Here is a 21,731-nt window from a genome sequence, read left to right on the forward strand (position 1 = left end):
GGTAATATCAAATGGAACAGCTGCGTGTTGAGCTCAGCCATCTGCTGGGTGAAAAACTGAGCCGCCTGGAATGCGTGCATGAAAAGGCGGATACCACCCTGTGGTCGTTATATGACAGCCATGGAAACCCCATGCCGTTACTGGCGCGAAGCTTCTCTTCACCGGATGTTGCCCGACAGCTGGCGTGGAAAATCTCCATGCTGGCACGCAGCGGTACGGTCAGAATGCCGACCGTATATGGCGTAATGACCCACGAAGAGCATCCGGGCCCTGACGTCCTGCTGCTTGAGCGCCTGCGCGGTGTCCCGGTTGAAGCACCGGCCCGCACGCCGGAACGCTGGGAACAGCTGAAAGACCAGATTGTTGAAGCGCTGCTGGCCTGGCACCGGATGGATAGTGGAGGATTAGTCGGTGCGGTGGACAGCACTCAGGAGAACCTCTGGCCGCTCTGGTATCGCCAGCGGGTCGAGGTCCTGTGGGGAACGCTGAATCAGTATCACAACACCGGCCTGACCATGCAGGACAAACGGATCCTGTTTCGGACCCGTGAATGTCTGCCCGCCCTGTTTGAAGGCTTCAACGACAACAGCGTGCTCATCCACGGCAACTTTACCCTGCGCAGTATGCTCAAGGATCCGCGCAGCGATCAGCTGCTGGCGATGGTTGGGCCAGGGGTGATGCTATGGGCCCCGCGGGAGTACGAACTGTTTCGGCTCAGCGAGAGCGGGCTCGCTGAGGATCTCCTCTGGTACTATCTGCAGCGGGCGCCGGTCTCAGAGTCCTTCCTCTGGCGGCGCTGGCTGTATATGTTGTGGGACGAAGTGGCGCAGCTGGTGAATACCGGTCGCTTTAACCGCGCTAACGTCGATCTGGCGTCGAAATCACTCCTCCCGTGGCTCGCCTGACAGGCCTTTCAGCCATTGCCAGACGCGCCCCAGCGTCTCGTAGCCAACACGATCGCTGTGCATCAGCCAGACCGGGGACGGAATAATCCGTTCCCAGGGGTTGAGCGGAGCGCTAATCGCCAGCTGGTTGGCCGGGGCAGGTAGCGGGTGCAGACCCTCGCGTTCAAAGAAGATCATCGCCCGCGGCAGATGTGAGGCGGAGGTCACCAGCAGGAACGGGGCATCGCCGATCGCCTGCTTCACCGCTGCGGCTTCCTCTTCGGTATCTTTTGGGCTATCGAGGGTGATAATGGCCTCGCGCGGCACCCCCAGCGACTGGGCCACGCGTGCACCTGCTTCTGCCGTGCTCACCGGATTGCTTTGCGCCGCCGCGCCGGTGAAGATCATCTTCGAACCGGGATTGGCCAGCCACAGACGCATCCCTTCATTGAGTCGCGGCAGGCTGTTGTTGATGAGATTCGAGCTGGGCGCCCAGTCCGGATCCCAGGTATAGCCGCCACCCAGCACCACAATGTACGCAACCTTCTGATTTCCCTGCCAGGTGGGGTACTTATTTTCCACCGGACGTAACAGCCCGTCAGCCACCGGCTGCAGGCTCAGCAGCAGCAGCACCAGCCAGCCTGCCGTCACAAAAATTTTGCCGGTTTTCTGGAAGCGGCTGAACCACAACAACCCCAGGCCCAGCGCGATACACAGCAGAAGAAGAGGGAGGGGAAGCATCATGCCGCCAATATATTTTTTTAGGGTAAAAAGCATCCTTTCTGGCTCCTTTTTTGACCATACAGCTGAGGATTGTCAGCGATATTACACCAGAGAGGTTCATTCTCCGCCCGGCTGTGACAAAATAGCGGTTTTGTTGTTAGCGGGTGGAGCTCTCCCAATGCGGGATCGCAATTTTGATGACATCGCGGAAAAGTTTGCCCGCAATATTTATGGCACGACCAAGGGCCAGCTGCGTCAAACGATCCTCTGGCAGGATCTGGACATCCTGCTCGCCCGCTTTGGCTCGAAAAAATTGCGCGTTCTCGACGCTGGCGGCGGTGAAGGTCAGACGGCGATAAAAATGGCCGAGCGCGGCCACCATGTCATCCTGTGCGACCTGTCGGCAGAGATGATCGCCCGTGCCGAAAGCGCCGCGGCACAGAAAGGTGTGAGCGATAACATGCAATTTATACATTGCGCCGCTCAGGACATCGCTCAACATTTGGAAAGCCCGGTTGATCTGATATTGTCTCATGCGGTGCTGGAGTGGGTGGCCGATCCCCAGGCGCTGTTGCAGACGCTGTGGTCGATACTCTGCCCCGGCGGTGCGCTGTCGCTGATGTTCTACAACGCCAACGGCCTGCTAATGCGTAACGTGCTGGTGGGCAATTTCGGCTACGTGCAGCAGGGCATGTACAAAAAGAAACGGCGCACGCTTTCACCGGACTTTCCGCGCGATCCGCAGCAGGTCTATGGCTGGCTGGAAGCGATGGGCTGGCAGATCGCCGGGAAAACCGGCATCAGGGTGTTTCACGATTATCTGCGTGATAAACAAAAGCAGCATGAGTGCTTTGACGCCCTGACAGAATTAGAGACGCGGTACTGTCGCCAGGAACCCTGGGTCAGCCTTGGCCGTTACATACACGTCACCGCGCACAAGCCGCAGAGCAAGGATAACTTATGAGTGAATTTTCCCAGACAGTCCCCGAACTGGTTGCCTGGGCCCGAAAAAACGATTTCTCCCTCTCGCTGCCGGTAGACAGACTCTCTTTTCTGCTGGCGGTGGCTACGCTGAACAGCGAACGGATGGATGGAGAAATGAGCGAGGGCGAACTGGTGGATGCGTTCCGCCATGTCAGTGATGCGTTTGAGCAAACCAGCGAAACCATTAATGTGCGTGCCAATAACGCGATTAACGATATGGTGCGTCAACGTCTGCTGAACCGCTTTACCAGCGAGCTGGCGGAAGGGAATGCCATCTATCGCCTGACGCCGCTGGGCATTGGTATCACCGACTACTACATTCGCCAGCGCGAATTCTCGACCCTGCGCCTCTCTATGCAGCTCTCTATTGTGGCGGGCGAACTGAAGCGTGCGGCCGATGCCGCTGACGAGAACGGCGACGAGTTCCACTGGCACCGCAACGTCTACGCGCCGCTGAAATATTCGGTGGCCGAGATTTTCGACAGCATCGATCTGACCCAGCGCATCATGGATGAGCAGCAGCAGCTGGTCAAAGACGATATCGCCCAACTGCTGAACAAAGACTGGCGGGCGGCGATTTCCAGCTGCGAAATGCTGCTGTCAGAGACCTCCGGCACCCTGCGTGAACTGCAGGATACGCTCGAAGCCGCGGGTGACAAGCTGCAGGCTAACCTGCTGCGCATTCAGGATGCGACGCTGGCCCATGACAACCTGCATTTTGTCGATCGTCTGGTTTTCGATCTGCAAAGCAAACTCGACCGCATTATCAGCTGGGGCCAGCAGGCAATCGACCTGTGGATCGGCTATGACCGCCACGTGCATAAATTTATCCGTACCGCCATCGATATGGATAAAAACCGCGTCTTTGCCCAGCGCCTGCGCCAGTCGGTCCAGACCTACTTCGATGCGCCATGGGCGCTGACCTACGCCAGTGCCGACCGTCTGCTCGATATGCGTGACGAAGAGATGAGCCTGCGTGACGAAGAGGTGACCGGCGAACTGCCGGCAGACCTGGAATATGAAGAATTTAACGAAATACGGGAACAGCTTGCGGCGATGATCGAGGAGCAGCTGGCGATCTTCAAAGCCAAAAACACACCACTCGATCTCGGCCTGGTGGTGCGCGACTACCTCGCGCAATACCCACGTGCGCGCCATTTCGATATTGCCCGCATCGTGGTCGATCAGGCGGTACGCCTGGGCGTCGCGCAAGCAGATTTCACCGGCCTGCCGCCGAAGTGGCAGCCGATTAACGATTACGGAGCCAAGGTACAGGCGCATGTCATTGACAAATATTGAACACGTGATGCCAGTTAAGCTGGCCCAGGCGCTGGCAAATCCGATCTTTCCGGCGCTGGACAGCCAGCTGCGTGCCGGTCGTCACATTGGTCTCGACGAGCTGGATAATCACGCCTTTTTGATGGATTTTCAGGAGTACCTGGAAGAGTTTTACGCCCGCTATAACGTGGAGCTGATCCGCGCCCCGGAAGGTTTCTTCTACCTGCGCCCGCGCTCCACCACGCTTATTCCGCGCTCGGTGCTGTCCGAACTGGATATGATGGTCGGCAAGATCCTCTGCTACCTCTATCTCAGCCCGGAGCGTCTGGCTAACGAAGGCATCTTCACCCAGCAGGAGCTCTATGACGAGCTGCTGACGCTGGCGGACGAAGGCAAACTGCTGAAGCTGGTGAACAACCGCTCTACCGGTTCCGACGTGGACCGTCAGAAGTTACAGGAAAAAGTGCGCTCCTCCCTGAACCGCCTGCGTCGTCTGGGCATGGTGTGGTTTATGGGGCATGACAGCAGTAAATTCCGCATCACGGAATCGGTATTCCGCTTCGGCGCCGACGTGCGCGTGGGCGATGACGCCCGTGAAGCGCAGCTGCGCATGATCCGCGATGGCGAAGCGATGCCGGTGGAAAACCATCTGCAGCTCAATGATGAGCATGAAGACAATCAGCCGGATAGCGGGGAGGAAGAGTAATGATTGAACGCGGTAAATTTCGCTCACTGACGCTGATTAACTGGAACGGTTTCTTTGCCCGCACCTTTGATCTCGATGAGCTGGTGACCACGCTCTCGGGCGGGAACGGGGCCGGGAAATCCACTACCATGGCGGCGTTCGTCACCGCCCTGATCCCGGATCTGACGCTGCTGCACTTCCGTAACACCACCGAAGCCGGTGCGACCAGCGGCTCCCGCGATAAGGGTCTGCACGGTAAGCTGAAGGCGGGTGTCTGTTACTCCGTGCTGGACGTGATCAACTCCCGTCACCAGCGCGTGGTCGTTGGTGTGCGTCTGCAACAGGTCGCCGGACGTGACCGTAAGGTGGACATCAAGCCGTTCGCCATTCAGGGGCTGCCCACCTCCGTTCAGCCAACCTCGCTGTTAACGGAAACCCTCAACGAGCGCCAGGCGCGCGTGCTGACGCTCCAGGAGCTGAAAGACAAGCTGGAAGCCATCGAAGGCGTGCAGTTTAAGCAGTTCAACTCCATTACCGAATACCACTCGCTGATGTTCGATCTGGGCGTGGTCGCGCGTCGTCTGCGCTCGGCGTCGGATCGTAGTAAGTACTATCGCCTGATTGAAGCCTCGTTGTACGGCGGGATCTCCAGCGCCATTACCCGCTCCCTGCGCGACTACCTGTTGCCGGAGAACAGCGGCGTGCGCAAAGCCTTCCAGGACATGGAAGCGGCGCTGCGTGAAAACCGCATGACGCTGGAAGCGATTCGTGTCACCCAGTCGGATCGCGATCTGTTTAAGCATCTGATCAGCGAAGCCACCAACTATGTGGCCGCCGACTATATGCGCCACGCCAACGAGCGCCGCATCCATCTGGATCAGGCTCTTGAGTATCGCCGCGAACTCTTTACCTCGCGTCAGCAGCTGGCGTCCGAGCAGTACAAGCACGTCGAGATGGCGCGTGAGTTGTCCGAGCATAATGGGGCGGAAGGGGATCTGGAGGCCGATTACCAGGCCGCCAGCGATCACCTGAACCTGGTGCAGACCGCGCTGCGCCAGCAGGAAAAAATTGAGCGCTACGAAGCAGATCTCGATGAACTGCAAATTCGTCTGGAAGAGCAGAACGAAGTGGTGGCCGAAGCCGCCGACAAGCAGGAAGAGAACGAAGGCCGCGCCGAAGCCGCCGAACTGGAAGTGGATGAGCTGAAAAGCCAGCTTGCCGACTATCAGCAGGCGCTGGACGTCCAGCAGACCCGCGCCATTCAGTACAACCAGGCGTTGCAGGCCCTGCAGCGCGCGAAAGATCTCTGCCATTTACCGGATCTGACCCCGGAGAGTGCCGATCAATGGCTGGAAACCTTCCAGGCTAAAGAGCAGGAAGCGACCGAGAAGCTGCTCAACCTCGACCAGAAGATGAGCGTGGCGCAAACCGCCCACAGCCAGTTTGAGCAGGCTTACCAGCTGGTGGCGGCTATTAACGGCCCGCTGGCGCGCGGCGAGGCGTGGGAAGTGGCCCGCGAGCTGCTGCGTGACGGCGTCAATCAGCGTCATCAGGCGGAACAGGTTCAGCCGCTGCGTATGCGTCTGAACGAGCTGGAGCAACGCCTGCGCGAACAGCAGGAGGCGGAACGTCTGCTGGCTGAATTCTGCAAGCGTCAGGGAAAACGGGTCGATATTGACGATCTCGAGTCCCTGCATCAGGAGCTGGAAGCCCGCATCGCGTCGCTGTCTGACAGCGTCTCCAGCGCCAGCGAACAACGCATGGCGCTGCGTCAGGAGCTGGAGCAGCTGCAGTCGCGTATTCAGACGCTGATGCAGCGCGCGCCGATCTGGCTGGCAGCCCAGAGCAGCCTCAGCCAGCTCAGCGAGCAGTGTGGGGAGGAGTTCGAATCCAGCCAGGACGTTACGGAGTACCTCCAGCAGCTGCTGGAGCGTGAACGCGAAGCGATTGTTGAGCGTGATGAAGTGGGCGCGCGCAAACGCGCGGTCGACGAAGAAATTGAGCGCCTGAGCCAGCCGGGCGGGGCAGAAGATGCACGCCTGAACACCCTGGCAGAACGTTTTGGCGGCGTGCTGCTGTCCGAAATCTACGACGACGTCAGCCTCGAAGATGCACCGTACTACTCGGCGCTGTATGGCCCGTCCCGCCACGCTATCGTGGTGCCGGATCTCTCCCTGATTGCTGACCAGCTCGAAGGGCTGGAAGATTGCCCGGAAGATCTCTATCTGATCGAAGGGGATCCGCAGTCGTTCGATGACAGCGTCTTTGGCGTCGACGAGCTGGAAAAAGCGGTGGTAGTGAAAATCGCCGACCGCCAGTGGCGTTATTCGCGCTTCCCGTCGCTGCCGCTGTTTGGCCGTGCCGCGCGTGAAAGCCGCATTGAAAGTCTGCACACCGAGCGCGAGGCGCTCTCCGAACGCTTTGCCACGCTCTCTTTCGATGTGCAGAAAACCCAGCGTCTGCACCAGGCGTTCAGCCGCTTTATCGGTAGCCATCTGGCCGTCGCATTTGAAGCCGATCCGGAAGCGGAGATCCGCAAGTTCACCACGCGTCGTACCGAGCTTGAACGCGCGCTGTCCGCCCACGAGAACGACAACCAGCAGAGCCGCGTCCAGTTCGAGCAGGCCAAAGAGGGTGTCGCTGCCCTGAACCGTATTCTGCCGCGCCTCAACCTGCTGGCGGATGACACCCTTGCCGATCGGGTGGATGAGATCCAGGAGCGTCTCGACGAAGCACAGGAAGCCGCGCGCTTCGTGCAGCAGTACGGCAATCAGCTGGCGAAGCTGGAACCGATGCTCTCCGTCCTGCAGAGCGACCCGGAGCAGTTCGAACAGCTGAAAGAAGATTATGCCTGGTCGCAACAGGTTCAGCGCGAAGCCCGTCAGCAGGCCTTTGCTCTGACCGAAGTGGCCCAGCGTCGGGCGCACTTCAGCTACTCCGACTCGGCGGAAATGTTGAACGGCAACAGCGATCTGAACGAGAAACTGCGTCAGCGTCTGGAGCAGGCAGAAGCGGAACGTACCCGCGCCCGTGAAGCGATGCGTAGCCATGCCGCGCAGCTGAGCCAGTACAGCCAGGTGCTGGCGTCGCTGAAAAGCTCGTTTGATACCAAGAAAGAGCTGCTGACCGACCTGCACAAAGAGCTGCAGGATATCGGCGTACGTGCCGATAGCGGCGCAGAGGAGCGGGCGCGTATTCGTCGCGACGAACTGCATGCCCAGCTCAGCAACAACCGCGCGCGCCGCAACCAGCTGGAAAAAGCGCTGACCTTCTGCGAAGCGGAGATGGATAACCTGACCCGTCGTCTGCGCAAGCTGGAACGCGACTACCACGAGAAGCGCGAGCAGGTGGTTACCGCCAAAGCGGGCTGGTGTGCCGTGATGCGAATGGTGAAAGACAACGGGGTTGAACGTCGTCTGCACCGCCGCGAGCTGGCCTATCTTTCCGGAGATGAGCTGCGCTCTATGTCGGATAAGGCGCTCGGCGCGCTGCGTCTGGCGGTGGCGGATAACGAGCACCTGCGCGATGTCCTGCGCATGTCGGAAGATCCGAAACGCCCTGAGCGCAAAATTCAGTTCTTTGTGGCGGTCTATCAGCACCTGCGCGAGCGTATCCGCCAGGATATCATCCGTACCGACGATCCGGTCGAAGCCATCGAACAGATGGAGATCGAGCTGGGCCGTCTGACGGAAGAGCTGACTTCCCGCGAGCAGAAGCTGGCAATCAGCTCCCGCAGCGTGGCGAATATTATCCGCAAGACGATTCAGCGCGAGCAGAACCGTATTCGTCAGCTGAACCAGGGCCTGCAAAGCGTGTCGTTCGGCCAGGTTAACAGCGTACGACTGAACGTCAACGTGCGTGAAGCCCACGCCACGCTGCTGGACGTACTGGCTGAGCAGCACGAGCAGCATCAGGATCTGTTCAACAGCAACCGCCTGACCTTCTCCGAAGCGCTGGCGAAGCTGTATCAGCGTCTGAACCCGCAGATCGACATGGGCCAGCGCACGCCGCAAACCATCGGTGAGGAGCTGCTGGACTACCGCAACTATCTGGAGATGGAAGTGGAAGTTAACCGTGGTTCCGACGGCTGGCTGCGTGCGGAATCCGGCGCCCTGTCAACCGGGGAAGCGATCGGTACCGGGATGTCGATTCTGGTGATGGTGGTGCAGAGCTGGGAGGATGAATCCCGGCGTCTGCGCGGCAAGGATATCTCTCCATGCCGCCTGCTGTTCCTCGATGAAGCGGCGCGTCTGGATGCCCGTTCGATCGCCACGCTGTTTGAGCTGTGCGACCGTCTGGATATGCAGCTGATTATCGCGGCGCCGGAGAACATCAGTCCGGAGAAAGGCACCACCTATAAACTGGTGCGTAAGGTCTACCAGAACAGCGAGCACGTTCACGTTGTCGGCCTGCGCGGCTTTGCCCCGCAGCCGCCTGAATCTCTCCCGGGGACGGCTGACGCCTCCTGATGAATCTGAAAGTGAACCATGGCGGCCCCCGGGCCGCCTTTTTTTATTCCTTGAGCTTGTACTGGCGGCTGCGTTAACTTTAAACTTCTTTACATAAGGCAAGGCTGGTGCCGGTCTGTCTTCCTATAATGAAATGAAGCCCCGGTGATGAGGGCGCGACGTAAAGCAAACAGGGGGCAAGGGATGTTGCTGAATAAAATGTATGGTCGTCAGCTGTCGGCGCTAAGTTTGTGCCTGACGGTAGTAGTGGCTCCACTGTTTTCTGCCCGGGCCGATGAGCCCGAACTGGTTCCTGTCGACAGCTCCGCCACCATGGGCGCGCAGCCTACGTCGCTGTCACAACCGCTGGAACAATCGCCAGCCACCGCCATTATGGCCGGTATCCGACCGCTGCCTGCCGATGTCACAGCGGAACAACGCCGCGAGCAGCTACTATCAGCTCTGCCGGCGGGTTACTCCCCGGTCTATCTCAATCAGCTTACGCTGCTGTATGCCGCACGCGACATGAAACCCATGTGGGACGATCGCGATGCCGTGCGGGCGTTCCAGCAACAGCTTGCTGAAGTCGCTATCGCCGGTTTCCAGCCGCAGTTTACCGCCTGGGTGGAACTGCTGACCCAGCCTGCGATAACCGGTATGGCGCGGGACGTGGTCCTGTCGGATGCGATGATGGGCTATCTGCAGTTTGTGGCGGGGATCCCGGTCAACGGTAACCGCTGGCTCTACAGCACCAAACCGTACAAGATGGCGACGCCGCCGCTGTCGGTCATCAACCAGTGGCAGCTGGCGCTGGATAACGGGACGGTACCGAATTTTATTGCCGGACTTGCACCGACGCATCCGCAGTATGCGGTGATGCACCAGTCGCTGCTGCAGCTGGTGGCCGATACGCAACCCTGGCCACAGCTGCAGGGAACCGCCAAACTGAGTCCGGGGCAGTGGAGCAGCGACGTTCCGGCCCTGCGCGAAATCCTGAAACGCTCCGGCGTGATTGACGGTGGGCCGAAAATTGCCCTGCCGGGTGACGATCCGCAAAGCGTGGTTGTCAGCCCGTCAGCCCCGCCGGTTGAGAAGAAAACGAAGCCCGTCTCCAGCAAGCCGGCCTCCTATGACCGTAGCCTTGTTGAGGCGGTCAAAGCCTTCCAGACCACACAGGGGCTGGGCGCGGATGGCGTGATCGGCCCGGCAACGCGTGACGCGCTGAATCTCACCCCTGCCCAGCGTGCCGGCGTGCTGGCGCTGAATATCCAGCGTCTGCGCCTGCTGCCGGGAACGCTCTCCACCGGCATTATGGTGAATATCCCGGCCTTTTCGCTGGTCTATTATCAGAACGGCAATGAAGTGCTGGCATCAAGAGTGATTGTCGGTCGTCCGGATCGCAAAACGCCGATGATGAGCAGCGCGCTAAATAACGTGGTGGTCAACCCGCCGTGGAACGTGCCGCCGACTCTGGCGCGCAAAGACATTCTGCCGAAACTGTGGGATGACCCGGGATATCTTGAGCGCCACAACTATACCGTCCTGCGGGGCTGGAACAGTAAAGAGGCTATCGATCCGTGGCGGGTAGACTGGGCGACCATTACGCCAGCGAATCTGCCGTTCCGTTTCCAGCAGGCTCCCGGGGCGCATAACTCTCTGGGGCGTTATAAATTCAATATGCCGAGTTCGGACGCTATCTATCTGCACGATACGCCTAACCACAACCTGTTCCAGAAAGATGCTCGTGCGCTCAGCTCCGGCTGCGTGCGTGTAAACAAGGCGTCAGAACTGGCTAACATGCTGTTACAGGATGCAGGCTGGAACGACACACGAATCTCCGACGCGCTGAAGCAGGGCGACACGCGTTATGTGAATATCCGCCAAAATATTCCGGTTAATCTGTACTATCTGACCGCATTCGTGGGTAAGGACGGCCGGACCCAGTATCGTACAGATATTTACAATTATGATGAGATCGCCCGGTCCAACACACAAATTATTGCCAGGGCCGAGCAATTGATCAGGTAAATGAAGAAGTTCGGAAAATTCTGGTAGCCTGAGTCAGGAAAAGAAACGGGGCTTGCGGCTGCAAGCCCCGTATTTCCTGGTTTTGCTGCCTTGACGCTGACAGGTTTGCCCGGTAATGTGCCCTTCGTGCGCTGTATTGCATTTATACGATAACACTGACCTGTAGACCTGATTACCATGGATAAATTCGACGCTAATCGCCGTAAGTTGCTGGCGTTAGGGGGCATTGCGCTGGGCGCTGCCATCTTACCGACGCCATCATTTGCCACGCTCTCTACCCCTCGACCACGCATTTTGACGCTTAATAACCTGCATACAGGTGAGTCAATAAAAGCCGAGTTTTTTGATGGCCGGGGCTATATTCAGGATGAATTAGCAAAGCTTAATCATTTTTTCCGTGATTTCCGCGCAAATAAGATTAAAGCCATCGATCCAGGATTATTCGATCAGCTTTACCGCCTGCAGGGCCTGCTGGGAACCCGTAAACCGGTCCAGCTTATCTCTGGTTACCGCTCCCTTGATACCAATAACGAATTACGCGCCCGCAGCCGTGGGGTTGCTAAAAAAAGTTATCACACCAAAGGGCAAGCGATGGATTTTCATATTGAAGGCGTTTCGTTAGCCAATGTTCGCAAAGCTGCGTTATCTATGCGCGCAGGTGGTGTAGGATATTACCCACGTAGCAACTTTGTGCATATTGATACCGGGCCACTGCGGCACTGGTAATAACGAAATCAGGAGCAGTATGAACTATCGTATTATTCCGGTCACCGCGTTCTCCCAGAACTGTTCGATTATCTGGTGCGAACAAACCAAACTGGCCGCCCTGGTCGACCCGGGTGGTGATGCAGAGAAGATCAAACAGGAAGTCGCCGCCGCTGGCGTGACCTTAATGCAGATTTTACTCACCCACGGTCATCTCGATCACGTGGGGGCTGCGGCCGAGCTGGCGCAACACTACGGTGTGCCGATCGTGGGTCCGGAAAAAGAAGACGAGTTCTGGCTGCAGGGATTGCCGGCACAAAGCCGCATGTTTGGTCTGGATGAGTGTCTGCCGCTGACGCCGGATCGCTGGCTGAACGAAGGTGAAACCGTCAGCGTCGGCAATGTGACCTTACAGGTGTTGCATTGCCCGGGCCATACGCCAGGCCACATTGTCTTCTTTGATGACCAGTCCCGCTTGCTGATTTCCGGCGACGTGATCTTTAAAGGCGGAGTAGGGCGCAGTGATTTCCCGCGTGGCGATCATGGTCAGCTGATTCGATCGATTAAAGAGAAGTTATTGCCGCTGGGGGATGATGTGACCTTTATCTCCGGCCACGGCCCAATGTCGACGCTGGGCTACGAGCGGCTGCACAACCCGTTCCTGCAGGATGAAATGCCTGTCTGGTAACGAACAATAAAAAAGCCTGCTTTAAGCAGGCTTTTTTTTGCCCGGCGGCGCTACGCTTGCGCGGGCCTACGAGGCTTTGTAGGTCGGGTAAGCGCAAGCGCCACCCGACAGTTTTTTTACAGCACAGCCACAATCGCTTCGCACAGCGGCGCCATGTTATCCGGCGTCATACCCGCCACGTTAACACGACCGGAAGCCACCGCGTACACGCCAAACTCTTCACGCAGACGTAGAACCTGCTCTTTGGTCAGGCCGCTGAATGAGAACATGCCGTTCTGCTTGATGATGAAGCTAAAGTCGCGATCTGCGCCTTTTTCCGCCAGGGTGTTCACGAACAGCAGGCGCATGCGCTGAATACGCTGACGCATGTCGTTCAGTTCCTGTTCCCAGATGGCGCGCAGCGCATCGTTGCTGAGAATGGTTGCCACTACAGACGCACCGTGAGCCGGTGGGTTGGAGTAGTTAGCACGAATAACGGATTTCATCTGGCTGAACGCACGATCGACGGTCTGCTCGTCGGCAGCCACCAGCGTACAGGCGCCTACGCGCTCATTGTACAGACCGAAGTTCTTGGAGTAGGAGCTGGCAACAATCAGCTCTTTATGCAGTGCAGCGAACGCACGCAGGCCTTCAGCATCTTCTTCCAGACCACGGGCAAAGCCCTGGTAGGCGAAGTCAAACAGCGGCAGCCAGCCTTTTTCGACGGACAGTTTCGCCAGCTGTTCCCACTGTTCCAGCGTCGGATCGATGCCGGTTGGGTTATGGCAGCAGCCGTGGAACAGGACCACATCGCCCGCCTGCGCTTCGCTCAGGCTTGCCAGCAGACCGTCAAAGTCGAGAGCGTGATTAGCCGCGTCGTAGTAAGCGTATTCACGCACTTCCAGACCTGCAGAGTTGAAGACGCTCTTATGGTTCGGCCAGCTTGGGTTGCTCACCCAGACGGTTTTTACGCTGGTATTTTTGGCGAGGAAATCCGCCGCCACGCGCAGGGCACCGGTACCGCCAGGGGTCTGTGCGGTGCGGGCACGTTTATCGCTGATAATCGCGTTGCCTTTGCCGAACAGCAGCTCCTGAGTGCAACGACCAAATTCCGGGATGCCGTCGATGCCGAGGTAGTTTTTGGTATTTTCGTTTTCCAGCAGATACTGCTCAGCTTTTTTAACGCTGGTCAGTACCGGGGTCTTGCCGGTCTCATCTTTATAGACACCAATACCCAGGTTGATTTTTCCAGGGCGGTCATCGGCACGAAACAGATCGGCCAGGCCCAGAATCGGGTCGGCAGGGGCGGCGGTAATGTTCTCAAACATGACGAAGTTCCATTGTGGTTACGGAAGTGAAATCCGCTATCAGGTTAACGATAGTTCTACAAAATGCCAACCGTTTGCTACAAAAAGCGTGCGGCTTTTCAAAAGTCGCCATTTTTAGCTTTCGGGCATAAAAAAACAGGGCCGAAGCCCTGTTTTTTAGACATATAACAAAGTGGTGTACTGATTAGAACTGGTATACCAGACCCAGAACGTAGGTGTCGTCTGTTGCCAGATCAACGCTACGGGTGTAGTTGTTGTTATCCAGCAGGTTGAAACGGTATGCACCGTACACGTTCATGTTCTTGTTGAAGTAGTACCATGAGCCCACTTCTACGTATTTCACCAGGTCAGCATCGCCACCGTTGAAGGTGCCACGTGCAGCCAGGTCTTTACCTTTGGACTGAACGTAACCCACGGATGGACGCAGGCCGAAATCGAACTGGTACTGAACCACAGCTTCGAAGTTCTGGGTTTTGTTGGCGAACGTATCATCGTTTTCACGAGTCATGTTGTTTGATTCGCCGTACATAACCGCAGCGTACAGGTTGTTGGCATCATACTTAGCAGATGTTGCCCAACCTTCAGCGCGAGAACCCTGGCCATCAGCTTCTTGACCGTTAGTACGGTCAGAGTTGGTGTATGCCGCGGTGACGTTGAAGCCATCCAGGAAGTCATAGCCTAAAGAGTAGCTGTTGCCGTCGCCGTTCTGGCGCTCAACGCCGTGACCGTTAACGTTTTTGCCCTGGTATTGCAGACCCAGAGACAGGCCATCAACCAGGCCGAAGAAGTTGGAGTTACGATAGGTCGCAACGCCAGTGGTACGGCAGGTCATGAAGTTGTCGGTCTGGCACAGGGTGTCGCCGCCGTATTCAACCAGCATATCGGTAGATGCCAGCGCATCATAGAACACGCCATAGTTACGGCCGTAGTCGAATGAGCCGTAGTCGCCCGCTTTCAGACCTGCGAAGGCCAGACGGGTTCTGGTGTCCTGAGAACCTTCAGCTTTGCTTGCGTTCAGGTTGTATTCCCACTGACCGTAACCAGCCAGTTGGTCATTTACCTGAGTTTCGCCCTTGAAGCCAATACGAGCATAAGAGTCGTCAGCGCTGTTGTTGTCGCCGCCAGATTTATCCCAGATGTGTTTACCAACAACTTTGCCGTACAGATCCAGTTTGTTGGCGTTTTTGTTATAGATCTCAGCAGCGTTAGCTGCACCGGCTACCAGCAGAGCAGGGATAACCACTGCCAGGATATTGCGCTTCATCATTATTTATTACCCTCATTTGTTTTTTTATGACACTCGCCACTGCCGCCAATAAATTTCGTCAATAAATATTTCCGGAACTATTGATGAGAGTTTGGTGTCTTTATGTGTCTGACAGGCATCTTTCCATTCAAATTACCGTTTCGCCACCCTGAAAGTGCTACAAACATCAAGATACAGTTACAAAAAGAAAATATGTGTAACAAAACATGTATTTTAAGGAACTTTGTGAACTATCTCAAACTTCAGAGTTGAGTGGCGAAAATTAAACCTTTCTCTTTTCTATCTATATGAATTACTTATCATAATTTTATCTAACGACTTTTTTTATGCTGCGAACCATTTGCACACTGTTTTTCTTATTTCTGTAAATGGACTTCTGGATAGCCAGTTTTTTGGTTGAAAATTGTGCTAAAGCTTAAGAAGCGTATTAGGCGCAATAAGACTATGGTTTATTTTGTGTGCAAAAATATTTCATAGAAATAAAGCGTAACAGTGGAGAGGATCTTGCGGGGTTGCTCTTTAAGGATAATGACTTTCGACTGACATAAGTTGACAGTGCAGGATAAAATAATGGCCAGCATAAGCTGGCCATGGAATGTTAATAAATCAGAAGGTGGCGCTGCGCGGGGTACGCGGGAATGGGATCACATCACGCACGTTCTGTACGCCGGTCACGTATGCGATCAGACGTTCGAAGCCGAGACCGAAACCGGAGTGCGGAACGGTGCCGTAACGACGTAAATCGCGGTACCACCAGTAGTCCTCTTTGTTGAGGCCCATCTCAGCCATACGCGCATCCAGCACATCCAGACGCTCTTCACGCTGAGAACCACCGATGATTTCACCGATGCCCGGGGCAAGTACGTCCATCGCGGCAACGGTTTTACCGTCTTCGTTAAGGCGCATATAGAACGCCTTAATGTCTTTCGGATAGTTTTTCACGACCACCGGGGCTTTGAAGTGTTTCTCGGCGAGATAGCGTTCGTGCTCGGAGGAGAGGTCAACACCCCAGTACACCGGATTCTCGAATTTCTGGCCGCAGTTTTCGAGAATGGTCACCGCATCGGTGTAATCCACCTGCGCAAAATCGGCAGAGACGAAACGTTCCAGACGGGAGATAGCATCGCTGTCCACGCGCTCGGCGAAGAACTTCATGTCATCTGCGCGCTCGGTCAGTACGGCATTAAAGACGTACTTCAGCATCGCTTCCGCCAGGCCAGCCACGTCGTCGAGGTTGGCAAAGGCCACTTCTGGCTCCAGCATCCAGAACTCCGCCAGGTGGCGGCTGGTGTTGGAGTTTTCAGCGCGGAAGGTTGGGCCGAAGGTGTAAATTTTGGACAGTGCGCAGGCGTAGGTTTCGCCGTTCAGCTGGCCAGATACGGTCAGGAAGGACTCTTTACCAAAGAAATCTTTGTCATAGTCCACTTTGCCTTCCGGCGTGCGCGGCAGGTTTTCCATGTCCAGCGTGGAGACGCGGAACATCTCGCCAGCGCCTTCGGTGTCGGAGGCGGTGATCAGCGGGGTGGAGACCCAGAAGTAACCCTGCTCGTCAAAGAAACGGTGCAGCGCCTGTGCAAGGGTGTGACGGACACGGGCCACGGCGCCAATCATGTTGGTACGCGGGCGCAGGTGAGCCACTTCACGCAGATACTCGATGCTGTGACGTTTTGCCGCCATCGGGTAGGTATCCGGATCTTCAACCCAGCCGGTCACTTCAATCGAGGTGGCCTGCAGTTCATAGCTCTGACCCTGGCCCTGAGAGGCCACGATTTTGCCGGTGACGACCACGGAACAGCCGGTGGTCAGACGCAGCACTTCCTGATTGTAATTGGGCAGAGAATTATTAATAACGGCCTGTACAGGATCAAAGCAGGAACCGTCATAAACGGCGAGGAATGAAAAGCCAGCTTTTGAATCTCGGCGGGTACGCACCCATCCGCGCACGGTGACTTCGCTGTCAACGGTAACGCGGCCCTGGAGTACGTCGGCTACAGGCACAACGCTCATAATAGTCTCTCTATGTAGTCCAAAAATAAAATCTGTATCCCCTTCAATGGGGGGATATCTATGTTACCTGTCATCTTCCATCAGACAAGTAGAATTCGCATATGAAAGAGCGGATTTCGGAAATAATAATGGTGCAGACAGATTCATTACCCTCTGCCATTGCCTTTCACGCAAACTATTCAATCACCACCGTCATCCCCTGCTTGGCATTTTGCATCGAAACGATGGTGCGGAAGGACTTAATATTCCCCGAGGCGAAGAACAGCTCGCGGGTCAGCCCTTCGTATTCCGCCATATCGCGCACGTTAATCACCAGCAGAAAATCAAAATCTCCGGTGACGTAATACACCTGCTGCACCTGCGGACAAGTCACGAACCGCTGCTTATCTTCCTCCAGCAAATCCAGGCGTTCGTTCTCAATGGTGACCTGAGCCATGATGGTGATCGGGCGGCCCACCTTGCTGGCGTCCACCACGCTGACGCTGCCCTTGATAATGCCTGCCTCCTCCAGCGCGGCGATCCGCCTGTTGACCGCCGAGGCAGACAGGCTAACGCGATCGGCAATTTCCCGCTGCGAGAGGCGATTCGTCTGCTGTAAAAGCGTGAGGATTTTTTTATCCCAGGTATCCAGTTTCATCGTATTGGCAGCCTTTAAATAGTGTGATCGGCCTCACTAATGCAATTTTGTTGCATTGATGGGGTAAATAAGGGCGTAAATTGCGCAACAGTGGGCAATTTTGCGCCATTTGCGCATCGGGCGAAGTGTACCATCACTATCACCGGGAAAGCGTTAAGTCGCTTCAAATAGCCAGCCCACGCGATTTCACACAATAAAGGTGCACTTATGACGGACAGGATTAATTTTCATTTCAACGCCCGACGCAAAGCCTATGGCCAGGGGGTGAGCCTCAGCTTGCTCAATGAGCAGATCGGTGGCGAAGTGCTTGCTTTTCATCAAAAATTTCCCGCTTATCAGGTGACGCCGCTGCGCCGGCTGGACCACTTAAGCCAGCGTCTGGGGCTGGGGTCGTTACATATTAAGGATGAAGCCCAGCGATTCGGCCTCAATGCCTTTAAAGGGCTTGGGGGGTCTTATGCCATGGGGAAATATCTCGCCGACCTGCTTGGACGCGACATTAATACCCTGAGTTTCGCCGACCTTAACTCAGCGGAAATAAAAGACCGCATTAAGGATATTGTCTTTGTCACCGCCACCGATGGTAATCATGGACGCGGCGTCGCCTGGGCGGCAGAGCAGCTCGGCCTGCGGGCGGTGGTTTATATGCCAAAAGGTTCTTCGCCGGTGCGGGCGCAGAATATTCGCCAGCACGGCGCCGAATGCACCATCACCGATCTCAACTACGACGATACCGTGCGGCTGGCCGACAAAGCGGCCCGCGAGCAGGGTTGGGTGCTGCTGCAGGATACGGCCTGGCAGGGTTATGAGCAGATCCCCACCTGGATTATGCAGGGCTATATGACCCTTGCCGTTGAAGCCTGGGAACAGCTGCGGCAAAGCGGCACGCCGTTACCGACGCACCTCTTTTTACAGGCCGGCGTGGGGTCATTCGCGGGCAGCATCATGGGCTATTTTGTCGAGAAGATGCAGCATCAGGCGCCGACGATCGTCATTGTGGAACCGCATCAGGCGAACTGCCTGTATCGCTCGGCGGTCATCAATGACGGACAACCGCATAGCGTGGGGGGTGATATGGCCACCCTGATGGCCGGGCTGGCCTGTGGGGAACCGAATATTACCAGCTGGCCGATGCTGCGCGACCACGCCACCTGTTTTATCTCTGCCGACGATCGCCTTGCCGCCAACGGCATGCGCCTGCTTGCCGCGCCGCGCCCCGGTACCGATGAGCCCTTTATTTCCGGGGAGTCTGGTGCTATCGGTGCCGGGGTGCTGCATGCCCTGATGACCCAACCGGAGCATCGCGAACTGGCCGAATCCCTGCGCCTCAATGCCGATGCCCACGTCCTGTTAATCAGCACAGAAGGAGACACCTCCCCGGACATCTATGAAGAGATCGTCTGGTTTGGCCGTAACGGTTAATCGCTCCCGGTAATAGCAAGAGGGCCATTTTACCTACCCTACAGGCCCTCGGTATGGCACGCGTTCTGACAATAAAACATACGCGGTATCGCGTAATGCACAGAGAGAACATGACCGATGAATAGTGAAAATGCTGTTACAGAAAGAGGATGTAATCCCGCAAAATGGCATAGCGAAGATACCGTCTGGGTACTTGGCCTTTTCGGAACGGCAATTGGCGCCGGAGTGCTGTTTCTGCCGATAAACGCCGGAATTGGCGGCTTCTGGCCGCTACTGATCGTTTTCGTCCTCGCCTTTCCCATTACGTATCTGGCACACCGCGGGCTGGCGCGATTTATTTATTCGTCGACTACCCCGGAAAGCACCATTACCGATGCGATAGGGGAGCATTTCGGCGCGCTGGCCGGGAAGGTATTTACCGTTATCTATTTCTTCGCCGTCTATACCATTCTGATTATGTATGCGGTGGCGATAACCAATACCGCGCAGAGTTTTATCACGCATCAACTGGGAATGGCGGAGCCGCCGCGGGCGCTGGTGGCTATAGGACTGATCCTCGGGCTGATGTTTATCGTCCGGCTGGGGCAGCGGTTGATCATGCGGGTGATGAGCGCGCTGGTTTACCCCTTTATTCTCTCGCTTATTTTTATGGCGCTGTTTCTGATCCCACACTGGAACGGAGCGATCCTGCATACCCTGAACGTCAGTACGGTGGGTGACGGGCACGGCATGTTATTGACCCTGTGGATGACATTTCCGGTGCTGGTGATGTCCTTTAACCACTATCCGATTATCTCCCCGATGGTGGTGCGTCAGAAGCAGCGCTACGGCCTGGCACTGGCCGAGCGTAAATGCGGGCAGATCCAGCGCTACGGCATCCTGTTGATGACCCTGGTGGTACTGTTTTTCGTGCTGAGCTGCGTGTTAAGCCTGTCGCCGCAGCAGCTGGCGGAGGCAAAGAGGCAAAATCTCTCCATCCTCTCGTACCTCGCTAACCAGTTTGATACGCCGGTTATCGCCTGGCTGTCACCGATTATCGCCTTTGTCGCCATTACAAAATCCTTCCTCGGCCACTATATCGGGGCCTATGAATCGCTGCGCGATCTGATCGTTGAAGCCGCCGGCGCGCGGGGTAAAAAACCGGCCATCCGCTCGGTTGACGCCGCGATCCTGATTTTTATGGTGCTGACCTGCTGGTTCGCCGCTTATAAAAACCCCAGCATCCTCGGCATTATTGAATACATCAGCGGCCCCACCGGGGCGGTGATCCTCCTGCTGTTACCCATGTACGCCATCCATAAATTACCCGCGCTGGCGCCGTACCGCGGCAAAGCCAGCAACGTTTTTGTCACCCTGATTGGGCTGATTACCGTATCCGCCATTTTTTACGGCATGTTCCAGTAACCACGATCAATAGCGAGATTTATATGCATCATTATCTACAGATTAACGGCCAGCGGCTTATCGATTCTCTGTTCGCTCTCGGCGAGTTCGGCGCGCTGGAGGGTGGGGGTGTCTGTCGCCTCGCGGCCACAGCAGAGGACAAAGCGGGCAGAGATTTTGTTGTCGCCAGAATGAAGGCCCTGGGGCTGGATATCAGTGTTGATGCGATCGGCAACGTTACCGGCGTGTATGCCGGGGAAGAGGCGCTGCCCATGGTCATGATGGGTTCGCATATTGATACCGTCGGCACCGGTGGCCTGTATGACGGCAACTATGGCGTCATGGCCGGGCTTGAGGTGATTGCCACGCTGCAGGAGGCGGGGCTCCGTGCCAGGCGTCCGCTGGCGGTCACCTTCTTTACTAATGAAGAGGGGGTGCGCTTCCAGCCCGATATGATGGGCAGCGTGGTGTTTGCCGGAGAGTATCCGCTGGAGGCAGCGCTGGCGGCGAAAGATCGCGAGGGCATTACCCTTGACGAGGCGCTGCGGGCGATTGGTTACAGGGGCGAACGCAGGCCTGGCGATATGTCGGTGGATAGCTACGTCGAACTGCATATTGAGCAAGGGCCAATCCTCGACAAAGAGGGAACCGATATCGGTGTGGTTACCGGGGTGCAGGGGATCTCATGGCAGGAACTTACCCTGACGGGCGTCTCCAATCACGCCGGAACCACGCCGATGTCTATGCGTCACGATGCCGGTCTGGCGGCAGCAAAAATCGCCGTCTTTACCCGTGAACTGGCGCTGAACCTCGGCGGCGATCAGGTCGCCACGGTGGGGCACATTAGCGTCAAACCCAATCTGATTAACGTCATTCCCAACCAGGTCGTGATGTCGGTGGATCTACGCAATACCGATAACGCGATCTTAAAACTGGCCGAACAGCAGCTGGCGGACTTTATCGCCACAACGGCCCAGGACGAAGGGGTAAAAATTACCAGCCGTTCGCTGGTGCGTTTTAATCCGGTTATTTTTGCCGATGATATCGTCAACGCCGTGGAAGACGAGGCGAAGCGTCAGGGCCTGAGCGCACGACGGCTGCCGAGCGGCGCAGGCCACGATGCGCAGTTTATGGCCTCGGTGTGTCCGGCCGGGATGATCTTCGTCCCTTGCGTCGACGGCATCAGTCATAACGTCAACGAACATAGCGATCCCAAAGACCTGATTGCCGGTGCCAACGTGCTGCTGCAGGTGGTTTTACAGCGCGCCCAGCGCCCGGCTTAACC

The 21,731-nt window shown here is 56.6% G+C and carries 16 protein-coding genes; 11 read left to right on the forward strand and 5 right to left on the reverse strand.

The genetic code is table 11. The features are described 5' to 3' along the window. The first annotated feature begins 11 nt into the window (after window positions 1-11). Entirely contained in the window at window positions 12-905 is an 894-nt protein-coding gene (locus tag ACP4QI_RS07310) for a YcbJ family phosphotransferase (protein ID WP_142488923.1), read from the forward strand. Here ACP4QI_RS07310 and elyC read toward each other — a convergent pair. After that, window positions 882-1,661, reverse strand: coding sequence for an envelope biogenesis factor ElyC (gene elyC, locus ACP4QI_RS07315; protein WP_285110723.1), 780 nt, complete (start codon window positions 1,659-1,661; stop codon window positions 882-884). The genes ACP4QI_RS07310 and elyC overlap by 24 nt on opposite strands. Window positions 1,662-1,785: 124 nt before the next feature. Here elyC and cmoM point away from each other — a divergent pair, with 124 nt between their 5' ends. The 7 genes from cmoM to ACP4QI_RS07350 all read left to right on the forward strand — a co-directional run bounded on the left by cmoM (window position 1,786) and on the right by ACP4QI_RS07350 (window position 12,423). Continuing rightward, window positions 1,786-2,571: a tRNA uridine 5-oxyacetic acid(34) methyltransferase CmoM gene (cmoM, locus tag ACP4QI_RS07320; protein WP_426494966.1), complete on the forward strand. Its 786-nt coding sequence runs from the start codon at window positions 1,786-1,788 to the stop codon at window positions 2,569-2,571. Then, window positions 2,568-3,890, forward strand: coding sequence for a chromosome partition protein MukF (mukF, locus tag ACP4QI_RS07325; RefSeq protein WP_142488926.1), 1,323 nt, complete (start codon window positions 2,568-2,570; stop codon window positions 3,888-3,890). Before cmoM ends, mukF begins: the two co-directional genes overlap by 4 nt. After that, on the forward strand, window positions 3,871-4,575 hold the full coding sequence (gene mukE, locus ACP4QI_RS07330; RefSeq protein WP_142488927.1) for a chromosome partition protein MukE: 705 nt from the start codon (window positions 3,871-3,873) through the stop codon (window positions 4,573-4,575). Before mukF ends, mukE begins: the two co-directional genes overlap by 20 nt. Continuing rightward, complete coding sequence (mukB, locus tag ACP4QI_RS07335) at window positions 4,575-9,023, forward strand: chromosome partition protein MukB (RefSeq protein WP_285131206.1); 4,449 nt, start codon at window positions 4,575-4,577, stop codon at window positions 9,021-9,023. The genes mukE and mukB overlap by 1 nt, the downstream gene beginning before the upstream one ends. Before the next feature lie 183 nt (window positions 9,024-9,206). Then, window positions 9,207-11,030 (forward strand): L,D-transpeptidase, encoded by a 1,824-nt coding sequence (gene ldtD / locus ACP4QI_RS07340; protein ID WP_307763848.1) that lies wholly within the window; start codon window positions 9,207-9,209, stop codon window positions 11,028-11,030. 177 nt (window positions 11,031-11,207) lie between these two features. Then, window positions 11,208-11,756 carry a YcbK family protein gene (locus ACP4QI_RS07345; protein ID WP_142488930.1) on the forward strand — a complete coding sequence of 183 codons (549 nt, stop codon included), beginning with the start codon at window positions 11,208-11,210 and terminating at the stop codon, window positions 11,754-11,756. 19 nt (window positions 11,757-11,775) lie between these two features. Beyond that, window positions 11,776-12,423, forward strand: coding sequence for an MBL fold metallo-hydrolase (locus ACP4QI_RS07350; RefSeq protein ID WP_142488931.1), 648 nt, complete (start codon window positions 11,776-11,778; stop codon window positions 12,421-12,423). Between the two features lie 116 nt (window positions 12,424-12,539). Here the strand turns inward: ACP4QI_RS07350 and ACP4QI_RS07355 are convergent, their stop codons facing one another. From ACP4QI_RS07355 to ACP4QI_RS07370, 4 genes are all read right to left on the reverse strand, one after another. After that, the gene (locus ACP4QI_RS07355; protein WP_156263346.1) at window positions 12,540-13,730 is read right to left on the reverse strand and encodes an amino acid aminotransferase; all 1,191 of its coding nucleotides are present in this window, start codon (window positions 13,728-13,730) and stop codon (window positions 12,540-12,542) included. A gap of 184 nt (window positions 13,731-13,914) precedes the next feature. Further along, window positions 13,915-14,997, reverse strand: a complete 1,083-nt coding sequence (locus ACP4QI_RS07360) for a porin (RefSeq protein WP_426494965.1) — start codon at window positions 14,995-14,997, stop codon at window positions 13,915-13,917. A 606-nt stretch (window positions 14,998-15,603) separates the two neighbouring features. Then, a complete protein-coding gene (gene asnS, locus ACP4QI_RS07365; protein WP_156263347.1) occupies window positions 15,604-17,004 on the reverse strand; it encodes an asparagine--tRNA ligase in 1,401 nt (466 codons plus the stop codon). 175 nt (window positions 17,005-17,179) lie between these two features. Continuing rightward, window positions 17,180-17,641: an Lrp/AsnC family transcriptional regulator gene (locus tag ACP4QI_RS07370; protein ID WP_426494964.1), complete on the reverse strand. Its 462-nt coding sequence runs from the start codon at window positions 17,639-17,641 to the stop codon at window positions 17,180-17,182. Window positions 17,642-17,848: 207 nt separating this feature from the next. On the opposite strand from ACP4QI_RS07370, the gene dpaL reads away from it, so the two are divergent. From dpaL to ACP4QI_RS07385, 3 genes are all read left to right on the forward strand, one after another. Beyond that, entirely contained in the window at window positions 17,849-19,063 is a 1,215-nt protein-coding gene (gene dpaL, locus ACP4QI_RS07375; RefSeq protein WP_426494963.1) for a diaminopropionate ammonia-lyase, read from the forward strand. Window positions 19,064-19,180: 117 nt separating this feature from the next. Then, the gene (locus ACP4QI_RS07380) at window positions 19,181-20,467 is read left to right on the forward strand and encodes an aromatic amino acid transport family protein (RefSeq protein ID WP_426494962.1); all 1,287 of its coding nucleotides are present in this window, start codon (window positions 19,181-19,183) and stop codon (window positions 20,465-20,467) included. A gap of 23 nt (window positions 20,468-20,490) precedes the next feature. Next, window positions 20,491-21,729, forward strand: a complete 1,239-nt coding sequence (locus ACP4QI_RS07385) for a Zn-dependent hydrolase (protein WP_426494961.1) — start codon at window positions 20,491-20,493, stop codon at window positions 21,727-21,729. The last annotated feature ends 2 nt before the right edge of the window (window positions 21,730-21,731 follow it).

It is taken from the genome of Leclercia sp. TB492, from assembly GCF_049974505.2.
GTDB classification, from domain to species: domain Bacteria; phylum Pseudomonadota; class Gammaproteobacteria; order Enterobacterales; family Enterobacteriaceae; genus Enterobacter; species Enterobacter adecarboxylatus_C.

Coding starts and splice junctions, on each gene's coding strand:
- ACP4QI_RS07310 (WP_142488923.1), top strand. CDS start 12: ATGGAACAGCTGCGTGTTGAGCTCAGCCATCTGCTGGGTGAAAAACTG.
- elyC (WP_285110723.1), bottom strand. CDS start 1,661: ATGCTTTTTACCCTAAAAAAATATATTGGCGGCATGATGCTTCCCCTC.
- cmoM (WP_426494966.1), top strand. CDS start 1,786: ATGCGGGATCGCAATTTTGATGACATCGCGGAAAAGTTTGCCCGCAAT.
- mukF (WP_142488926.1), top strand. CDS start 2,568: ATGAGTGAATTTTCCCAGACAGTCCCCGAACTGGTTGCCTGGGCCCGA.
- mukE (WP_142488927.1), top strand. CDS start 3,871: ATGTCATTGACAAATATTGAACACGTGATGCCAGTTAAGCTGGCCCAG.
- mukB (WP_285131206.1), top strand. CDS start 4,575: ATGATTGAACGCGGTAAATTTCGCTCACTGACGCTGATTAACTGGAAC.
- ldtD (WP_307763848.1), top strand. CDS start 9,207: ATGTTGCTGAATAAAATGTATGGTCGTCAGCTGTCGGCGCTAAGTTTG.
- ACP4QI_RS07345 (WP_142488930.1), top strand. CDS start 11,208: ATGGATAAATTCGACGCTAATCGCCGTAAGTTGCTGGCGTTAGGGGGC.
- ACP4QI_RS07350 (WP_142488931.1), top strand. CDS start 11,776: ATGAACTATCGTATTATTCCGGTCACCGCGTTCTCCCAGAACTGTTCG.
- ACP4QI_RS07355 (WP_156263346.1), bottom strand. CDS start 13,730: ATGTTTGAGAACATTACCGCCGCCCCTGCCGACCCGATTCTGGGCCTG.
- ACP4QI_RS07360 (WP_426494965.1), bottom strand. CDS start 14,997: ATGATGAAGCGCAATATCCTGGCAGTGGTTATCCCTGCTCTGCTGGTA.
- asnS (WP_156263347.1), bottom strand. CDS start 17,004: ATGAGCGTTGTGCCTGTAGCCGACGTACTCCAGGGCCGCGTTACCGTT.
- ACP4QI_RS07370 (WP_426494964.1), bottom strand. CDS start 17,641: ATGAAACTGGATACCTGGGATAAAAAAATCCTCACGCTTTTACAGCAG.
- dpaL (WP_426494963.1), top strand. CDS start 17,849: ATGACGGACAGGATTAATTTTCATTTCAACGCCCGACGCAAAGCCTAT.
- ACP4QI_RS07380 (WP_426494962.1), top strand. CDS start 19,181: ATGAATAGTGAAAATGCTGTTACAGAAAGAGGATGTAATCCCGCAAAA.
- ACP4QI_RS07385 (WP_426494961.1), top strand. CDS start 20,491: ATGCATCATTATCTACAGATTAACGGCCAGCGGCTTATCGATTCTCTG.